Genomic DNA, 18,465 nt, shown 5'->3' with positions numbered 1-18,465 from the left:
TATGCCTTAAGCGCTGATTTTACAAACACCACAAAACCCACTGTGGGAGCGAGCCTGCTCGCGAATCGGTTTTCCCTTCAACACATTTGTTGACTGATACACCGCTTTCGCGAGCAGGCTCGCTCCCACAGGGGAATTGCATTTCAGGTCGGGAGGGCTTGATCCAAGGCCACGCCGGCGCCGACCAGGCCCGAATACGGCGCCGTCACCAGCCACACCGGGATGCCTTTGAAGTAATCGCTCATGCAGCCCTTGTCGGCGAAGCTGCGGGCGAAGCCGCTGTTGGCGAAGAAATCGGCGAAACGTGGAATCACCCCGCCGACGATATACACCCCACCGCGCGCGCCAGTGGTCAGCACGTTGTTGCCGGCCACGCGGCCGAGCCAGCAGCAGAACTGCTCAAGCACTTCGAGGGCAATCGGGTCACCCGCCAGACCGGCCGCAGTAATCGCTTCCGGCGTGTCGAGGGTCGGTTCATGTCCATCGACTGCGCAGATTGCCCGGTACAGTCGCGGCAAGCCGCCGCCGCTCAATGCGGTCTCGGCGCTGACATGGCCGATCTCGTTGTAGATGTGCTGCCACAGTTGGGTTTCGCGCGGGCTGCTCAGCGGCAGGTCGACGTGACCGCCCTCGCCCGGCAATGCCGCGAACCGGCCTTCGCCGAGGTCCAGCAAGGTGCCGACGCCCAGCCCGGTGCCCGGGCCGATCACCACCGCCGGACGCAACGGTTCCGGCGTGCCCTCGCAGATCACCCGGAATTCGCCCGGCTGCAAGCGGGTCATGCCCAGCGCCATCGCCGAGAAATCGTTGGTCAGCAATAACTGCTCGACCTGCAAGGTCTTGCAGAACGCGCTGCGACTCAGGCGCCAGTGATTGTTGGTGAACTTGAATTCGTCGCCGCTGACCGGGCCTGCCACCGACAGGCACACCGAGCCGATCGCCCCCGGCGCCAGACCGAGCCCGCTCAGATACAGGCTGATTGCCTCTTCCGGGCTGGCGAAGTCGGCCGTGGCCAGCACCTGAACCGATTGCAGTTGCTGGTTTTGCCACAACGCGAAACGTGCGTTGGTGCCTCCGATGTCACCGACCAAAGCCAGTTTCAATTAAGCGTCTCCAGGGCAGAAGTGAAGGCGCTGGCGCCCTGCTCCGCCGAGCTGAAGGCCATGCGCATGAAGCCGAACAGTTCGCGACCGCTGCCGATGTTGTTGCCCAACAGGCCTTTGGCGGGTTCGCGCGCGGCAAATTCGTTGGCGTCGACCTTCAGTTCCAAGGTGCCTCTGACGCCATCGACGCGGATGATATCGCCCTCTTGCACCCGCGCCAAAGCGCCACCGACATAAGCTTCGGGGCTGACGTGAATCGCCGCCGGGATTTTCCCCGACGCGCCGGACATGCGCCCGTCGGTCACCAGTGCCACTTTGAAGCCGCGATCCTGCAGCACGCCGAGGAACGGCGTCATCTTGTGCAACTCCGGCATGCCGTTGGAGCGCGGGCCCTGGAAGCGCATCACCGCAACAAAATCCTTCTCCAGCAGACCGGCCTTGAACGCGTCGGCCAGATCCTGCTGATCCTGGAAGACCATCGCCGGCGCTTCGACGATCTGGTTTTCCAGCGCCACCGCCGAAACTTTCATTACGCCGCGACCGAGGTTGCCTTCCATCACACGCAGACCGCCCTCGGCCGAAAAGGCACGGGACACCGGGCGCAGGATGTTTTCGTCGAGGCTGTCGACCGGGCCTTCGCGCCAGACCAACTCGCCGTTATCGAGGAACGGCTCTTTGGTGTATTGGCTCAGGCCGTGGCCGAGCACGGTGTTGACGTCTTCGTGCAGCAGGCCGGCGCCAAGCAGTTCGCGGATCAGGAACGACATGCCGCCCGCCGCCTGGAAGTGGTTGATGTCGGCTTTGCCGTTGGGGTAGACGTGGCTGAGGGTCGGGACGACTTCGGAGAGGTCGGCCATGTCCTGCCAGGTCAACTGAATGCCCGCGGCCATGGCGATCGCCGGCATGTGCAAAGTGTGGTTGGTCGAGCCGCCGGTGGCGTGCAGGGCAACGATCGAGTTGACCAGCGCCTTCTCGTCGACGATTTCACCGATCGGCATGAAGTTGCCGTTCTGCTTGGTCAGGCGCGTGACCTGGTGCGCGGCTTCGCGGGTCAGCGCGTCACGCAGCGGCGTGTTCGGGTTGACGAAAGACGCGCCCGGCAAGTGCAGGCCCATGACTTCCATCAGCAACTGGTTGGTGTTGGCGGTGCCGTAAAACGTGCAGGTGCCCGGGCTGTGATAGGACTTCATCTCCGATTCCAGCAGCTCTTCGCGGGTCGCCTTGCCTTCGGCGTACTTCTGCCGCACGTCGGCTTTTTCCTTGTTGGAAATCCCCGAGACCATCGGCCCGCCCGGTACGAAAATGGTCGGCAGATGACCGAAGCGCAGCGAGCCCATCATCAGCCCCGGCACGATCTTGTCGCAGATGCCAAGCATCAGCGCTCCGTCGAACATGTTGTGCGACAGCGCCACCGCGGTGGACATGGCGATCACTTCGCGGCTCGGCAGGCTCAGTTCCATGCCCGGCTCGCCTTGGGTCACGCCGTCGCACATCGCCGGGGTGCCACCGGCGAACTGGCCGACCGAGCCGATTTCGCGCAGGGCATTTTTGATTTGCTGGGGGAACACTTCGTACGGCTGGTGCGCCGAGAGCATGTCGTTATACGAAGACACAATGGCGATGTTCGCCGAGTTCATCATCCGCAGGCTGTGCTTGTCTTCGCTGCCGCAACCGGCTACGCCATGGGCGAAGTTGGCGCATTGCAGCTTGCCGCGCATCGGCCCGTCGGTGGCGGCGCCGCGAATCAATGCAAGGTAAGCCTGACGCGTGGCGCGGCTGCGGGCGATAAGCCGTTCGGTGACCTCAAGAACGCGGGGATGCATGTGTAGAACTCCAGGCTAACGGATATGGCGACCTGATTGTCTATGCTGATCAAACGCCGATGTCGGTGGAATGACAGACGGCTTTTTTGACCATTCGGACCAGTTGATTCAGGTCACTCGTTGTAGATAAAACAAAATATTGCCACTAAAAAGGCTTGTTTTCTATTTTTATGCGAATAATCTTGTAATTCCAACAACAAAACGACGGCGGCGCTGTTCAATGACTCTTCGAATCGCAATCAATGGTTTTGGCCGCATCGGCCGTAATGTCCTGCGCGCACTGTATACCCAAGGCTATCGACAGGATCTGCAGATCGTCGCCATCAACGATCTGGGCGACAGTTCGATCAATGCCCATCTGCTCAAATACGACACCGTTCACGGCACCTTCGACGCTGAAGTGGCGCACGATAACGAGAGCCTGACGGTCAATGGCGACCGCATTGCGGTCAGCGCCATTCGCAACCCGGCCGAACTGCCCTGGGCGGCGGAAAAGATTGATGTGGTGTTCGAATGCACCGGTCTGTTTACCGACCGCGCCAAAGCCGCCGCGCATATTAGCGCCGGCGCACGCAAAGTGATTATCTCGGCCCCGGCCAAAGGCGCCGACGCCACCGTGGTCTACGGCGTCAACCACGACATTCTGCGCCAGTCGCACCAGATCATTTCCAACGCATCGTGCACCACCAACTGCCTGGCGCCGGTTGCGCAGGTGCTGCACCGCGAGCTGGGCATCGAAAGCGGTCTGATGACCACTATTCACGCCTACACCAACGATCAGAACCTTACTGACGTCTATCACACCGACCCGTACCGCGCGCGTTCGGCCACGCAGAACATGATCCCGAGCAAGACCGGCGCCGCGGAAGCGGTAGGCCTGGTGCTGCCGGAACTCGCCGGCAAACTGACCGGCATGGCCGTGCGTGTGCCGGTGATCAACGTGTCGCTGGTGGACCTGACCGTGCAGCTGAAGAAAGAAGCCAGCGCCGACGAAGTCAACGCCCTGCTCAAAGCCGCGAGCCAGCACTCGAAGATTCTGGGTTACAACACGCTGCCGCTGGTTTCCAGTGACTTCAACCATAATCCGCTGTCGTCAATCTTTGACGCCAACCACACCAAATCCAGCGGCAAATTGCTGAAAGTGCTGGCCTGGTACGACAACGAATGGGGCTTCTCCAACCGCATGCTGGATAACTGCCTGGCGTTGTGTAACGCCGAATAATTGCGGCTGGCCCCAAACCCTGTAAGAGCGAGCTTGCTCGCGAAAGCGGTTCTTCAGTCGACATTCAAGCGCCTGACACTCCGTCTTCGCGAGCAAGCTCGCTCCCACAGGGGTTGCCGATTTCAATTTGAAATCATCGCTTGACCATTCAGCCAGATGATAAGCATTATCATTCGCTTGAAATGGATCAGGTCCCCCCGTGAGTCAATCGCGCTTCAATCATGTCTTCCTTGCCCAGCGCACGTCCCTGCTGCGCACGCTGGAGCGCATGGTCAACAATCACAGCACCGCTGAAGACCTGCTGCAGGAAACCTACCTGCGGGTCACTCGCGCCTTGAGCGAGCGGGCCATCGATCACCTCGAACCGTTTGTGTTTCAGACCGCGCGCAATCTGGCGCTGGATCATCTGCGTGCGCGCAAGATCCAGGCGCGAACCATGATCGATGATGTGCCACCGGACATCGTGCACAGCGTCGCCGCCCCCGCCAGCAGCGCCGAAGACGCTGCCCACGCCGAACAGATGCTGGAGCGCCTGGACGTGAGCCTCGGTCAACTCAGCCCGCGCCAGCAGCAGATTTTCATCCTCAGCCGTTTGCACGGGAACAGCTACCAGGAAATCGCCGACCAACTGAACGTCTCCCTCAGCACCGTGCAAAAAGAACTGAAGCTGATCATGTCGATCTGCATCGGCGTCGCCGAACGACATAACAGCAGCGGCAAGCTTTGAGCTGCAAGCTACAAGTAAAAACAAAAAGCAGAAAGGCATCCGGCTTGCAGCTTGCAGCTTGAAGCTAGAAACTGCTTCTCGCCAGAAGCCCTGAGGAAACACCGTGACGGACACCCACCGCTCGCCTTCGCCGGATTCGGCGCAGGACGCTGCCAACGCAATGGACCAGGCACTGGACTGGCTCATCGTGCTCGGCAGCCCGGACGATGAGCAGGCCCGGCAGTTCCACGCCTGGCTGGCGGCCGATCCGTTGAATGCCGATGCGTTCGCCAAGGCCCAGGCGATCTGGGACGGTCCGCAAGTGGCGTTGTGCGCACAAGCCCTGGCGGCGAAACCGGCGAAAGTCAGCTTCCTGCAACGCTTGCGCCCGCACTGGAAACCGCTGGCCACGGCGGCGGTGCTGATCCTCGGTCTGTTCAGTTTCAGCAACCTGCCGATGCGCCTGCAGGCCGATCACCTGACCGTGGTAGGCGAACGCCAGCGCCTGCAACTGGAGGACGGCTCGAAAGTCCTGCTCAACACCAATTCGGCGTTTTCCAGCACGATCAACGATCAGCAGCGTGTGGCCCGGCTGTTTCAGGGCGAGGCGTTTTTCGAGGTTGCCAGCGGTCGCGGTCAGGCGCTGGAAATCGATGCTGGCCCGGTCAGCGCCAGCGTGCGCGACACCGCGTTTGCCGTGCGTTATCTCGACGGGGTTGCGCAGGTCAACGTGCAGCGTGGCGATGTCGACCTGCGCGCCACCCACAACGATGCACGGGTACGCCTGAGCGCCGGCGAAAGCATCCGCATTGGCCCCAACGGTTTTGATCGCCCGGCCAGACTCGACGCCAATACCGATCTGGCCTGGGTGCAGGGGCGCCTGGTGTTCGAGAACTGCCCGCTGAATCAGGTGCTGGCCGAACTGCGCCGCTATTATCCGGGCTGGATCATCAACACCAACGAGCAGTTGGCCGACGTCGCCGTGACCGGCAATTACCGCCTCGATCAGCCGCTCGACGTGGTCCGTTCGCTCGCGCACATCACTTCGGCGCGGCTGCAAGAATTCCCCGCGTTGGTCATCCTGAACTGAATGAGAATTATTTTTACTCGATAGCTCGCGTCGGTACGTCTCGTTATAGCCAATGCAATTGATTCGCATCAAGCGATGCCAATCAGCACCTATAAAGATTCGTGCGACACGGAGCGCTATCGATGTCCTCACGCCTTACCCGCCAGACCGCTTCCCCTTCCCGCGTACTGTCGCTGCTGACCGCGGCCATCCTCATGGCCGGCACCGCGCCGCTGCTGGCTGCGCCCGAGCAGCCGGCGCGCAGCATGGGCGATTACGCGTTTGCCATCGGCCAGCAGCCTTTGGTTTCAGCGTTGAACGCTTTTACTGCTGTGACTGGTTGGCAGATCGGCCTGCCGGCGGAACTGGGCCAGGGCGTTGCATCGCCGGGTGTGCGCGGTTCGCTGCCACCGGAGCAAGCCCTTGAGCGTCTGTTGGTGGGGACCAACCTGAGCTTTCGCAAACTGAGCAACAACAACGTCGTGCTCGAAAAGCGCAACAGCAGCGGCACGCTGAACCTGGATCAGGTAACCATCAGCGCCACCCGCCAGGAACAGTCGGTCAACAGCGTGCCGGCCACCGTCACCGTGCAGACCCGCGAAGACCTAGACCGCCACAACGTCAACACCATCAAGGAACTGGTGCGCTATGAGCCGGGCGTTTCCGTTGGCGGCGCCGGCCAGCGCGGCGGCATCAGCGGCTACAACATCCGTGGTATCGACGGCGACCGCATCCTCACTCAGGTCGATGGCGTGGAAATCCCCAACGGTTTCTTCAACGGCCCGTACGCCAAGAGCCAGCGCAACTACGTTGACCCGGAAATCGTCAAACGCGTGGAGATCCTGCGCGGCCCGGCCTCGGTGCTCTACGGCAGCAACGCCATCGGCGGCGCGGTCAGCTATTACACGCTGGATGCCGACGACATCATCAAGCCCGGCAAAGACCTCGGCGCGCGCCTGAAAACCGGTTACAGCTCGGCCGACGACAGCTGGCTGAAATCCGCCACCGTCGCCGGGCGCTCCGGCGAGTTCGACGGCTTGCTGCATTACAGCCAGCGCGACGGCCACGAAACCGAATCCTATGGCGGCAACAACGGCACCGGCCTTGAGCGCACCGCCGCCAACCCGGAAGACGTGCGCGCGAGCAACGTTTTGGCCAAGCTCGGCTGGAACTACAACGACGACTCGCGTTTGGGCCTGACCTACGAAAAGTACAAGGACGACCGTGACACCGATCAGAAAAGCGCTTACGGCGGCCCGTACTTCAATGGTGCGCCGACCATCCCCGACAGCGTGCTGCCCGGCGGCATGTACCAGTGGCGCACCGGCAACGACACCATCAGCCGAGAGCGCTTTGGCCTCGAGCACACGTTCGCCCTCGACAGCCTCCTGGTCGACAATGTGAAGTGGAGCCTCAATTACCAGATCGCCAAGACTGACCAGAGCACCACAGAGTATTACTACCCGATCACCCGCAAAGTGCTGCGCACCCGCGACACGATCTACGAAGAAAAACAGTGGGTCTTCGATGCGCAACTGGACAAGGCCTTCGCCATTGGCGCCACTGATCATGTGCTGACCTACGGCACCACGATCAAGCAGCAGAAAGTCACCGGCTCGCGCAGCGGCGACGGCACCTGTCTGGCCGTCGGCCGTGGTTGCACGGCGATTGGCGCGACCAGTGCCGCGGACGTGCTGGCCAAGGCCAGCGATTTCCCAGACCCGACCATCAACACCTACAGCCTGTTCGCCCAGGACCAGATCAGCTGGAACGACTGGACCTTCCTGCCGGGCCTGCGCTACGACTACACCCAGCTCAAGCCGCACATCACTCAGGAATTCCTCAACACCGTGGCCGCCGACGGCCAAGGCACCGTCAGCGACAAGAACAAGACCTGGCACAAAGTCTCGCCGAAATTCGGCCTGACCTATGCCCTGACGGAAAACTACACCTGGTACGGCCAGTACGCTGAAGGCTTCCGCACCCCGACCGCCAAGTCGCTGTACGGGCGCTTCGAGAACAACACCACCGGGTACACCGTCGCACCGAATTCCGATCTCGAACCGGAGAAAAGCAAAAGCTTCGAAACCGGCCTGCGCGGCAATTTCGAGCACGGCTCGTTCGACGTGGCGGTGTTCTATAACAAGTACCGCGATTTCATCAACGAAGACGCGGTCAAGCCGGGCGACGATCAACTGACCTTCCAGAGCAACAACATCAAGCGCGCCACCATCAAGGGTGCGGAAGTCAAAGGCCGCTTGAATTTGGATGCGTTCGGTGCGCCCCAAGGCCTGTACACCCAGGGCTCGATCGCCTACGCCTACGGTCGCAACAACGATACCGGCGAGCCGATCAACAGCGTCAACCCGCTGACCGGCGTGTTCGGCCTCGGTTACGACCAGGACCATTACGGTGGCCTGCTGAGCTGGACCGTAGTGAAGAAAAAGGACCGCGTCGACGACAGCAACTTCAAGTCGCCGGACGGCGTCAGCAGTCAGTTCAAGACGCCGGGCTTCGGCATTCTCGATCTGGCCGGCTATTACAAGGTCAGCGACGACGTCACCGTCAGCGGCGGCCTCTACAACCTGACCGACAAAAAATACTGGCTGTGGGATGACGTGCGTGGTTACGACAGCGTCGGCGAAGCCTCGGTAACGCAACCGGCCAACCTTGATCGCCTGACCCAGCCGGGCCGCAACTTCGCGATCAACCTGATCTGGGACATCTGATCCGGCCGACCTCACTGCGCGTTTTATCGCCGCGCAGTGAGGTTTTTTTACGCTTCGGCGCCCGCCCGTACGTCTTGTTATCAAGCGCCTCATTTATCAAGGACACCCCATGACTGCCTCGGAAAAAGCCCTGCGTTCACAACGCCTGAACCAGATCACCCATGAGCCGCACAGCAAGCTCGATGCGTTGGTGAAAGCCCATGCACCGTTCGAGACGCGCGCCAGCTTCGCCCGTTTTGTCGTCGCGCAGTACCTGTTCCAGTCGGAACTGGTCGCGCTGTACAACGATGCCGAACTGACCGCGATCATTCCTGACCTGCCGGCCCGTTGCCGCGCCGAAGCTGCCAGGGCAGACCTGGCTGACCTCGACACCGAAATCCCGGCACCGGTGGCCGGTGCTGTGAACAAACCGAGCAAGGCGCGCGCGCTGGGCTGGCTGTTTGTCTCTGAAGGCTCCAAGCTCGGTGCAGCGTTTCTGATCAAACGCGCGGTGGCGCTGGAGCTGAGCGAAAGCTTTGGCGCGCGTCATCTCGGCGAGCCAGAAGGCGGCCGTGCCGAAGGCTGGAAGAGCTTTGTGCGCACCCTCGATGCACTGCAATTTACGGCTGAAGAAGAAGCCGAAGCCGAGCAAGGCGCGCTCGATGCATTCAATCGCTTTACCGTGCTGCTGGAGCAGGCTTACGCCCCACAAGCCGAACCTGCCTGACACACCACAACTTCCTTGTAGGAGTGAGCCTGCTCGCGATGGCGTCCTTTCATTCAACATCAATGTCGACTGATGCACCGCTATCGCGAGCAGGCTCACTCCTACAGGGTGCTGCGTAAGTCTGTAAGATCTCCGTTCCGCTTCAGAAGCCACCGCTGAGCCCATGCCCGCACCTTCCCCCTCAAAACTCGTCCGCCTGCTGTTCGGCCTGCTCGCCTATGTCAGCCTCGGCATCGGGCTGGTCGCGATTGTCGTGCCGGGTCTGCCGACCACCGAGTTCATCCTGCTCGCTGCGTGGGCGGCGACGCGCAGTTCGCCGCGCTTGAGTGCCTGGCTGGAAAACCATCGCCTGTTCGGGCCGATCCTGAGCAACTGGCGCAACGGCAAGATCATCGCGCGCAAGGCCAAGGTCAGCGCGACGCTGAGCATGCTGCTGTGCGCAACGCTGATGCTGGTGCTGCTCGACCATGGCTGGCCGATCTATCTGGCGATCGCCGGCATGGCGCTGGGCAATCTGTGGATCTGGTCGCGCCCGGAAAACCTCCCCGCTGCACACTGAAACATCCCTGTAATTATTCTTGTTTTCGGCACAATCTCCTGCGCAAACGTTTAGCGCTGACCGTTCGTCGGCAGCCGCCTCATGCCATTTCGTTGCTCGCCGATGAGCAGACATGGCGCTGAATGGATTTGGCGAACCGGGTAGTTCATTTACCCGACAGTCACTTTTCCTTTTCCATTTACGAGACGCCCGATGTTCGACTCACTCTCCATTCGCCTGAAAATCGTCCTGCTCAGCGGCCTGTGCCTGCTCGGTGTGGTTGCGCTGATCGTCGGCATGAACATGTACCAGACCAATCAGAACGACGAACTGGTCAGTACTTCCAGCAACCAGTTGCTCACCGCCAGCGTGCAGAATCTGCTGCAGGCCAAAGCCGCCGAACAAGCGGTGCGCGTGCAGAAAACCTTCGGCGAAAGCCTGCTGGTGATCACTGCGCTGGCCGACCAGATCAAGGACCTGCGCGTCATGGCTGCCAAGCGTTCACTCGACGCTGGTGCCCTGCGGGAAGAGTTGAACCAGAGCCTGAAAACCGCGTTCGAGCGCAACGACAAGGTGCTGGGCATCTGGCTGGCTTTCGAACCCAACGGTCTGGATGGCAAGGACAGCGAATTCGTCGATGACGCCGCGCGCCAGTCCAACGAAGCCGGGCGCTTCGCCACCTACTGGAGCCGCGCCGGCGGTGCTGCGCTGAACACGATCATGGTCGAAGAAGACCTGACCAAGACCACCCTCAGCGTCAGCGGCACGCCCTATAACAGCTGGTACACCTGTCCCCGCGACAACAAGCGCACCTGCCTGCTCGACCCGTATGCCGACACCGTCGGGACCAAGGAAATGCTCATGACGACCATTTCCGTACCGTTGATGGTCGACGGCAAAGCCCTCGGCGTGGTCGGTATCGACATTGCCCTCGACGCTCTGCAAGCCGCCGCCGTCGAGTCGCAGCGCAACCTGTTCAACAACGCCGGGCACATGCTCATCGTTTCCGGCAGCGGCGTGCTCGCGGCGGACAGCGCCGATGCGAGCAAGGTCGGCAAGAAGATCGGCGACACGCCGGGCGTCGACAGTAAGGACGTGCTGCAACTGCTGACTGCCGGCACGCCGAAGATCCTCGAACAGGGTGACCTCATCCGCGCGGTGTATCCGGTTGACCCGATAGGCAATTCGCGCGCCTGGGGCGTGGTCATTGACCTGCCGAAACACGTGCTGCTGGCCGACTCGGTGAAACTGCAAGCGGTGCTCGACGACGCCCAGGAAACCGGCGTGATTACCGCACTCCTGGTCGCCGTGTTGGCCGGTTTGGTCGGCCTGCTGCTGATCTGGCTCACCGCTTCCGGCGTTACGCGCCCGATCAACAGCGTCGCCGAAATGCTGAAGAACATCGCCAGCGGCGAAGGCGATCTGACCCAGCGCCTGAACTACAGCAAAAAGGATGAGCTGGGCGAGCTGGTGAACTGGTTCAACCGCTTTCTCGACAAGCTGCAACCGACCATCGCACAGATCAAGCAAAGCATCACCGAAGCCCGTGGCACTGCCGACCAGTCTTCGGAAATCGCCCGGCAGACCAGCGAAGGCATGCAGGTGCAGTTCCGCGAAATCGACCAGGTCGCCACCGCGTCCAACGAAATGAGCGCCACCGCCCACGACGTCGCCAACAGCGCCTCGAACGCCGCCAATGCTGCAAAAGGTGCCGATCAGTCGGCCAAGGACGGTATGGCGATCATCGAGCGCAGCACTCGTGACATCAACCAGTTGGCCGACGAAGTCAGCAAAGCGGTGAGCGAAGTCGAAGCGCTGGCGGTCAATAGCGAGCAGATCGGCTCGGTGCTGGAAGTGATCCGCAGCATCGCCGAGCAAACCAACCTGCTCGCCCTCAACGCCGCCATCGAAGCCGCCCGCGCCGGTGAGAGCGGCCGTGGTTTCGCCGTAGTCGCTGACGAGGTGCGCAACCTCGCCAAGCGCACCCAGGATTCGGTAGAGGAAATCCGCCTGGTGATCGAGCGCATCCAGACCGGCACCCGTGGCGTGGTCGCGACCATGCATTCGAGCCAGACCCAGGCGCACAACAACGCCGGGCAGATTCGTCAGGCGGTCGACGCGCTGGGCAAGATCAGCGATGCGGTGACCGTGATCAGCGACATGAACCTGCAGATCGCCAGCGCCGCCGAACAACAGAGCGCCGTGGCCGAAGAGGTCAACCGCAACGTCTCGGCGATCCGCACCGTCACCGAAACCCTCACCGGGCAGGCCACTGAATCCGCCGCGATCAGCAGCCAGCTCAACAGCCTGGCGAGCCAGCAGATGAAATTGATGGATCAGTTCCGCGTGTAATCCCCAGAGCAGGAACACCACAAATCCCTGTGGGAGCTGGCTTGCCAGCTCCCACAGGGGCGAGTGTTGATCCTGCGGTTTCATCTAAACCGCGTGTCTTTTGCACTATCATCGCCCTCTCGCTCCGGAGGGTTTTCGATGACTGACTTGCTCACCTCCATTCAAACCGCACTCGGCTTGCCACCCACGCCATTCGCGTTCAACGGGCATGGCGCCCTGCCCTCAGCGTTTGCCGTCACCGATCTGGCCTGCGCCAGCCTCGCCGCGGCCGGTCAGGCGGTCAGCGAATTGCTCCGCCAGCAGACCGGTGAATTACCGACCGTCGCCGTCGATCGTCGCCTGGCGTCGTTCTGGTTCAGTTCTTCGATCCGGCCAATCGGCTGGCAAGTCCCGCCGCTGTGGGACCCGGTCGCCGGTGACTACGCCACCGCAGACGGCTGGATTCGCCTGCACACCAACGCCCCGCATCACCGCGCCGCCGCTGAACGGGTGCTCGGTGCCTGTGCCGACCGTACGGCGATGGCGACCAAAATCGCGCTGTGGACCAGCACGGCGCTGGAGCAAGCGGTGGTCGAAGCCCACGGGTGCGCCGCCGAGATGCGCAGCTGGGCGCAGTGGCAGCAGCACCCGCAAGGCCTTGCGGTGAATGCCGAGCCGCTGGTGCATTTTGCTGAACAGGTGGATGGCAAAACCCTGCCATGGCAAGGCTCGGCCGCGCGCCCCCTGGCCGGAATCAAGGTGCTGGACCTGACTCGCGTACTGGCCGGCCCTACGGCCAGCCGTTTTCTCGCCGGGCTGGGCGCGGATGTGTTGCGCATCGACTCGCCGACGTGGAACGAACCCGGCGTCGTCCCGGAAATGACCCTGGGCAAGCGCTGCGCGCGCCTGGATCTGCATGATCCAGCGGATCGCGCGGTGTTCGAGAATCTGTTGAAAGAAGCCGACCTCCTGCTGCACGGTTATCGCGCCGATGCCCTGGAACATCTCGGCTTCAGCTTTGAACGTCGGCAGCAATTGGCGCCGGGATTGATCGACGTCAGCCTGAATGCCTATGGCTGGAGCGGTCCGTGGCGCAACCGGCGCGGTTTCGACAGCCTGGTGCAGATGAGCAGCGGCATCGCCGAGGCCGGGCAACGCTGGAAGCAGGCAGACAAACCGACGCCCTTGCCGGTGCAGGCGTTGGACCATGCGACCGGGTATCTGATGGCAGCGAGTGCGCTGAGGTTGCTGACTGAACGACTGGCCAACGGACGCGGGGGTTCGGCGCGGTTGTCGCTGGCGCGTACGGCGAAATTGTTGATCGAGCATGGGCCGGGGACGAATGAGCCGTTGCGGGCCGAAGATGCGCTGGATCAGGCTCCTGCGATTGAACAGACCGCGTGGGGCCCGGCGCGGCGGTTGCGCGTGCCGGTAGAGATTGGCGGGACGCCGGTCCAATGGGACTTGCCAGCCATAGACCTGGGTTCACACCGCCCACGGTGGTGAATTGGAAACCGCTATCGCGAGCAGGCTCACTCCTACAGGGGAACGCATTCCAAATGTAGGAGTGAGCCTGCTCGCGATGAGGCCTGACCTGCCAAAGCAAACCCGCCTACAAACTCAACACCCCGCTATACAACCCATACGCCGCCAGCCCCGCGCCAATCACCACGCAGGCAAAAATCCCCTTCTCCACCGTGGTAAACAACGGCTCGCCCGCCTCACGCTTGGCCTGGGCAAACAGAATCGCCCCTGGCGCATACAACAGCGCCGACAGCAGCAGGTATTTGACCCCGCCGGCGTACAGCAACCAAACCGCATAAACCAGGGCGATGCCGCCGATCAGCAGGTCCTTGCTGCGTTCGGCCGAGGCGTGTTCGTAGGTTTCGCCACGCCCGCTGAGCAGCACCGCGTAAGCCGCCGACCACAGGTACGGCACCAGAATCATCGACGAGGCCAGGTAGATCAGACTGGTGTAAGTGCCCGCCGAAAACAGCGTGATCAGCAGGAAAATCTGGATCATCGCGTTGGTCAGCCACAGCGCATTGACCGGCACGTGATTTTTGTTTTCCTTGGTCAGGAACGCCGGCATGGTCTTGTCTTTGGCGGTGGCGAACAGGATCTCGGCGCAGAGCAAGGCCCACGACAGCAACGCCCCAAGCAGCGAAATCGCCAGGCCGACGCTGATCAGCAATGCGCCCCACGGCCCGACGATGTGCTCAAGCACCGCCGCCAGTGAAGGGTTCTGCAGATTGGCCAGTTCCGGTTGGGTCATGATGCCCAGCGACAGCACATTGACCAGCACCAGCAGCGCCAGCACGCCGATAAAACCGATCACCGTGGCGCGACCGACGTCGCTGCGTTTCTCAGCCCGCGCCGAGTACACGCTGGCGCCTTCGATGCCGATGAACACGAACACGGTGACCAGCATCATGTTGCGCACCTGATCCATCACCCCGCCGAAATTCGGATTACTGGTGCCCCAGATGTCGCGGGTGAAAATATCCGCCTTGAACGCCACCGCCGCGATGACGATGAACATGATCAGCGGCACGACCTTGGCGATGGTGGTCAACTGGTTGATCAGCGCCGCCTCCTTGATCCCGCGCATCACCAGAAAATGCACCGCCCACAGCAGCACCGAGGCGCAGCCGATGGCGATCGGCGTGTTGCCCTGACCGAACACCGGAAAGAAATAGCCGAGGGTGCTGAACAGCAACACGAAATAACCGACATTACCCAGCCAGGCGCTGATCCAGTATCCCCACGCCGAAGAAAAGCCCATGTAGTCGCCGAACCCGGCCTTGGCGTAGGCGTACACACCCGAGTCCAGCTCCGGCTTGCGATTGGCCAGCGTCTGAAACACGAAGGCCAGCGTCAGCATGCCGACGGCAGTGATGCCCCAACCGATCAGAATCGCTCCGGCATCGGCGCGTGCCGCCATGTTCTGCGGCAGCGAGAAAATCCCCCCACCAATCATCGACCCCACCACCAGCGCGATCAGCGCGCCCAGTCGCAGCTTCTGTGTCGGTTGCGACATGCAAGTCTCCTTCGTAAAACCGTGGTGAAGTTGATTTGTAACAATGGCCGGCTAAAAACCTTAAAACTAGATGATGCTTATCAGATAAAGGTTCAGCTTAGCCCTTTATATATAGCCGAGAACGATAACGCATAGCACGTTAAGACATTTCTGTGCGCTGATCCTGATAAATCAATTCTGTACTGAAAACAGCGGCGGAAAATTTGCCAAACGCCAGAAAAGAACTAGCGTGATAATTCGAAAGTAATAATAGCCATTCCCATCCACATAGCCACAAAGCTTCTAGAACGGGCCTCACAGACGAAAGCCTAATGCCACTAGTGGTTGCCTAAGTCATTCATTAACAATGGAATGTGACCATGCACTGATCTATGTCAGCTGTTTGAACAGACAACAGATTTACGCTGTGATCTCTTCTCTCCTGCAATGGAGTCATGCAAATGTCTGAAGCGCCCGGAAAACTAAGACTCGGTGCACTGGTTGCACTGGTCGTCGGTTCAATGATCGGTGGCGGGATATTTTCGTTGCCACAAAACATGGCCGCCAGTGCTGACGTCGGTGCAGTGCTGATCGGCTGGGCCATCACCGCCGTCGGCATGCTCACCCTCGCGTTTGTCTTTCAAACCCTCGCCAATCGCAAGCCGGACCTGGACGGCGGTGTCTACGCCTACGCCAAGGCCGGATTCGGCGATTACATGGGTTTCTCGTCCGCCTGGGGCTACTGGATCAGTGCCTGGCTGGGCAACGTCGGTTACTTCGTGTTGCTGTTCAGCACCCTGGGTTACTTCTTTCCGGTTTTCGGCGAAGGCAACACGCCGGCGGCGGTCATCGGCGCCTCGGTGTTGCTGTGGGGCGTGCATTTTTTGGTGCTGCGCGGGATCAAGGAAGCGGCGTTCATCAACCTGGTGACCACGGTTGCCAAGGTCGTGCCGCTGCTGCTGTTCGTGCTGATCGCGGTCTTCGCGTTCAAACTGGACATCTTCACCGCCGACATCTGGGGCGTGAAAAACCCTGATCTGGGCAGTGTGATGAACCAGGTGCGCAACATGATGCTGGTCACCGTGTGGGTGTTCATCGGCATCGAGGGCGCGAGCATCTTCTCGGCGCGGGCGGAAAAACGTTCCGACGTCGGCAAAGCCACGGTGATCGGATTCATCACCGTGCTGCTGTTTCTGGTGCTGGTCAACGTGCTGTCGCTGGGCATCATGACCCAGCCGGAACTGGCGAAACTGCAGAACCCGTCGATGGCCGCCGTGCTTGAGCACGTGGTCGGTCATTGGGGCGCGGTGCTGATCAGCGTCGGCCTGATCATCTCCCTGTTGGGGGCGCTGCTGTCGTGGGTGCTGCTGTGCGCGGAGATCATGTTCGCCGCCGCCAAAGACCACACCATGCCGGAGTTTCTGCGCAAGGAAAACGCCAACCACGTACCGGTCAACGCCCTGTGGCTGACCAACGCGATGGTGCAGATTTTCCTGATCATCACCCTGTTTTCGGCCAGTACCTACCTGTCGCTGATCTACCTCGCCACGTCGATGATTCTGGTGCCGTACCTGTGGTCGGCGGCTTACGCCCTGCTGCTGGCGGTGCGTGGCGAGAGTTACGAAGGCTTCGCCGCCGAGCGACGCAAGGATCTGATCATCGGCGGCATCGCCCTGATCTATGCGGTGTGGCTGCTGTACGCCGGCGGGGTCAAGTACCTGCTGCTCTCGGCCCTGCTCTACGCACCCGGCGCAATCCTGTTCGCCAAGGCCAAGCTGGAACTCAAACAACCGGTTTTCACCAATGTCGAGAAGCTGATTTTCGCCGCAGTGGTCATAGGCGCCGTGGTGGCGGCCTACGGTCTCTACGACGGCTTCCTGACGCTGTAACCCCTGATTGAATTGTCATCTGGAGGAACACTGAAATGACCACGGAAAAAGTGAAGTACGGCGTCCACTCCGAAGCCGGGAAACTGCGTAAAGTCATGGTTTGCTCCCCAGGTCTGGCCCATCAGCGGCTGACCCCGAACAACTGCGATGAACTGCTGTTCGACGACGTGCTGTGGGTGGCGCAGGCCAAGCGCGATCACTTCGACTTCGTCACCAAGATGCGCGAGCGTGGCATCGACGTGCTGGAAATGCACAACCTGCTCACCGACATCGTCGCCATCCCCGAAGCGCTGGACTGGATTCTCGAGCGCAAGGTCACCGCCGACTCGGTGGGCCTGGGCCTGATCAGCGAAGTCAAATCCTGGCTGAAAAGCCTCGAGCCACGGCACATCGCCGAGTTTCTGATTGGCGGGGTTTCCGCCGATGACCTGCCGGACAGCTTTGGTGGCAAGACCATCCAGATGTTCCGCGACTTCCTCGGCCATTCCAGCTTCATTCTGCCGCCGCTGCCGAACACTCAGTTCACCCGCGACACCACCTGCTGGATCTATGGCGGCGTGACGCTCAACCCGATGTACTGGCCGGCGCGCCGTCAGGAAACCCTGCTGACCACCGCCATCTACAAATTCCATCCGCAGTTCACCAACGCCGACTTCGAGATCTGGTACGGCGACCCGGACAAGGATCACGGCAGCTCCACCCTTGAGGGCGGCGACGTCATGCCGATCGGCAATGGCGTGGTGCTGATCGGCATGGGCGAACGTTCGTCGCGTCAGGCCATCGGCCAACTGGCGCTGAACCTGTTCAAGAACAAAGCGGTGGAAAAAGTCATCGTCGCCGGCCTGCCGAAATCCCGCGCAGCGATGCACCTGGACACCGTGTTCAGCTTCTGCGACCGCGACCTGGTGACGATCTTCCCCGAAGTGGTCAACCAGATTGTCGCCTTCACCCTGCGTCCTGATGAAAGCAAACAGGGCGGCATCGACATTCGCCGCGAAGAAGGCAGTTTCCTCGACACGGTCGCCGCGGCGCTCAACCTGCCCAGGCTGCGCGTGGTGGAAACCGGCGGCAACAGCTTCGCCGCCGAACGCGAGCAATGGGACGACGGCAACAACGTGGTGGCGGTGGAACCGGGCGTGGTCATCGGCTACGACCGCAACACCTACACCAACACCCTGCTGCGCAAGGCCGGCGTGGAAGTCATCACCATCAGCGCCGGCGAACTGGGCCGCGGCCGCGGCGGTGGCCACTGCATGACCTGCCCGATCATCCGCGACCCGATCGATTACTAACTTTTTCTTAACACGACCCGGCGCTGTGAAAGCGTAGC

13 protein-coding genes and 1 pseudogene are annotated in these 18,465 nt (G+C 61.3%); 11 read left to right on the top strand and 3 right to left on the bottom strand.

The window, feature by feature from the left end; all coding sequences use genetic code 11:
* Nucleotides 1-143: 143 nt before the first annotated feature.
* Nucleotides 144-1,103, bottom strand: coding sequence for a glucokinase (locus tag V6F91_RS17605; RefSeq protein ID WP_332766579.1), 960 nt, complete (start codon nt 1,101-1,103; stop codon nt 144-146).
* Nucleotides 1,100-2,926: a phosphogluconate dehydratase gene (gene edd / locus V6F91_RS17600; protein WP_332766577.1), complete on the bottom strand. Its 1,827-nt coding sequence runs from the start codon at nt 2,924-2,926 to the stop codon at nt 1,100-1,102. Before edd ends, V6F91_RS17605 begins: the two co-directional genes overlap by 4 nt.
* A 220-nt stretch (nt 2,927-3,146) precedes the next feature.
* On the opposite strand from edd, the gene gap reads away from it, so the two are divergent.
* The 9 genes and pseudogenes from gap (at nt 3,147) to V6F91_RS17560 (ending at nt 13,733) form a co-directional block, all read left to right on the top strand.
* A complete protein-coding gene (gap, locus tag V6F91_RS17595) occupies nt 3,147-4,148 on the top strand; it encodes a type I glyceraldehyde-3-phosphate dehydrogenase (protein WP_203419217.1) in 1,002 nt (333 codons plus the stop codon).
* A 199-nt stretch (nt 4,149-4,347) separates the two neighbouring features.
* Nucleotides 4,348-4,875, top strand: a complete 528-nt coding sequence (locus V6F91_RS17590; RefSeq protein ID WP_332766574.1) for a sigma-70 family RNA polymerase sigma factor — start codon at nt 4,348-4,350, stop codon at nt 4,873-4,875.
* A gap of 103 nt (nt 4,876-4,978) precedes the next feature.
* On the top strand, nt 4,979-5,944 hold the full coding sequence (locus V6F91_RS17585; RefSeq protein WP_332766572.1) for a FecR family protein: 966 nt from the start codon (nt 4,979-4,981) through the stop codon (nt 5,942-5,944).
* 122 nt (nt 5,945-6,066) lie between these two features.
* Nucleotides 6,067-8,652 (top strand): TonB-dependent receptor, encoded by a 2,586-nt coding sequence (locus V6F91_RS17580; RefSeq protein WP_332766570.1) that lies wholly within the window; start codon nt 6,067-6,069, stop codon nt 8,650-8,652.
* 109 nt (nt 8,653-8,761) lie between these two features.
* A complete protein-coding gene (locus V6F91_RS17575) occupies nt 8,762-9,358 on the top strand; it encodes a biliverdin-producing heme oxygenase (protein WP_332766568.1) in 597 nt (198 codons plus the stop codon).
* A gap of 163 nt (nt 9,359-9,521) precedes the next feature.
* Nucleotides 9,522-9,917, top strand: a complete 396-nt coding sequence (locus V6F91_RS17570) for a YbaN family protein (RefSeq protein ID WP_332766566.1) — start codon at nt 9,522-9,524, stop codon at nt 9,915-9,917.
* 192 nt (nt 9,918-10,109) lie between these two features.
* A pseudogene (locus V6F91_RS27505) lies at nt 10,110-11,342 on the top strand (cache domain-containing protein); the annotation flags it as partial.
* A 150-nt stretch (nt 11,343-11,492) separates the two neighbouring features.
* Nucleotides 11,493-12,248 carry a methyl-accepting chemotaxis protein gene (locus tag V6F91_RS27500; RefSeq protein WP_394508231.1) on the top strand — a complete coding sequence of 252 codons (756 nt, stop codon included), beginning with the start codon at nt 11,493-11,495 and terminating at the stop codon, nt 12,246-12,248.
* Nucleotides 12,249-12,386: 138 nt separating this feature from the next.
* Nucleotides 12,387-13,733, top strand: coding sequence for a CoA transferase (locus tag V6F91_RS17560; protein WP_332766562.1), 1,347 nt, complete (start codon nt 12,387-12,389; stop codon nt 13,731-13,733).
* Nucleotides 13,734-13,839: 106 nt separating this feature from the next.
* Here the strand turns inward: V6F91_RS17560 and arcD (V6F91_RS17555) are convergent, their stop codons facing one another.
* Entirely contained in the window at nt 13,840-15,267 is a 1,428-nt protein-coding gene (arcD, locus tag V6F91_RS17555; RefSeq protein WP_332766560.1) for an arginine-ornithine antiporter, read from the bottom strand.
* A 440-nt stretch (nt 15,268-15,707) separates the two neighbouring features.
* Here arcD (V6F91_RS17555) and arcD (V6F91_RS17550) point away from each other — a divergent pair, with 440 nt between their 5' ends.
* Nucleotides 15,708-17,135, top strand: a complete 1,428-nt coding sequence (arcD, locus tag V6F91_RS17550; protein ID WP_332766558.1) for an arginine-ornithine antiporter — start codon at nt 15,708-15,710, stop codon at nt 17,133-17,135.
* 35 nt (nt 17,136-17,170) lie between these two features.
* Nucleotides 17,171-18,427 carry an arginine deiminase gene (arcA, locus tag V6F91_RS17545; protein ID WP_332766556.1) on the top strand — a complete coding sequence of 419 codons (1,257 nt, stop codon included), beginning with the start codon at nt 17,171-17,173 and terminating at the stop codon, nt 18,425-18,427.
* Nucleotides 18,428-18,465: the final 38 nt, after the last annotated feature.

The organism is Pseudomonas koreensis (assembly GCF_036668835.1).
Classification (GTDB): domain Bacteria; phylum Pseudomonadota; class Gammaproteobacteria; order Pseudomonadales; family Pseudomonadaceae; genus Aquipseudomonas; species Aquipseudomonas koreensis_I.
Note: the sequence above shows the minus strand (reverse complement) of the source record. Positions and strands in the feature narration are given on the sequence as shown.

Excerpts from the sequence above, each read along its gene's own strand:
- edd (WP_332766577.1), bottom strand. The coding sequence starts at position 2,926 with ATGCATCCCCGCGTTCTTGAGGTCACCGAACGGCTTATCGCCCGCAGC.
- V6F91_RS17575 (WP_332766568.1), top strand. The coding sequence starts at position 8,762 with ATGACTGCCTCGGAAAAAGCCCTGCGTTCACAACGCCTGAACCAGATC.
- arcD (WP_332766558.1), top strand. The coding sequence starts at position 15,708 with ATGTCTGAAGCGCCCGGAAAACTAAGACTCGGTGCACTGGTTGCACTG.
- V6F91_RS17560 (WP_332766562.1), top strand. The coding sequence starts at position 12,387 with ATGACTGACTTGCTCACCTCCATTCAAACCGCACTCGGCTTGCCACCC.
- V6F91_RS17580 (WP_332766570.1), top strand. The coding sequence starts at position 6,067 with ATGTCCTCACGCCTTACCCGCCAGACCGCTTCCCCTTCCCGCGTACTG.
- V6F91_RS27500 (WP_394508231.1), top strand. The coding sequence starts at position 11,493 with ATGCAGGTGCAGTTCCGCGAAATCGACCAGGTCGCCACCGCGTCCAAC.
- gap (WP_203419217.1), top strand. The coding sequence starts at position 3,147 with ATGACTCTTCGAATCGCAATCAATGGTTTTGGCCGCATCGGCCGTAAT.
- arcD (WP_332766560.1), bottom strand. The coding sequence starts at position 15,267 with ATGTCGCAACCGACACAGAAGCTGCGACTGGGCGCGCTGATCGCGCTG.
- arcA (WP_332766556.1), top strand. The coding sequence starts at position 17,171 with ATGACCACGGAAAAAGTGAAGTACGGCGTCCACTCCGAAGCCGGGAAA.
- V6F91_RS17570 (WP_332766566.1), top strand. The coding sequence starts at position 9,522 with ATGCCCGCACCTTCCCCCTCAAAACTCGTCCGCCTGCTGTTCGGCCTG.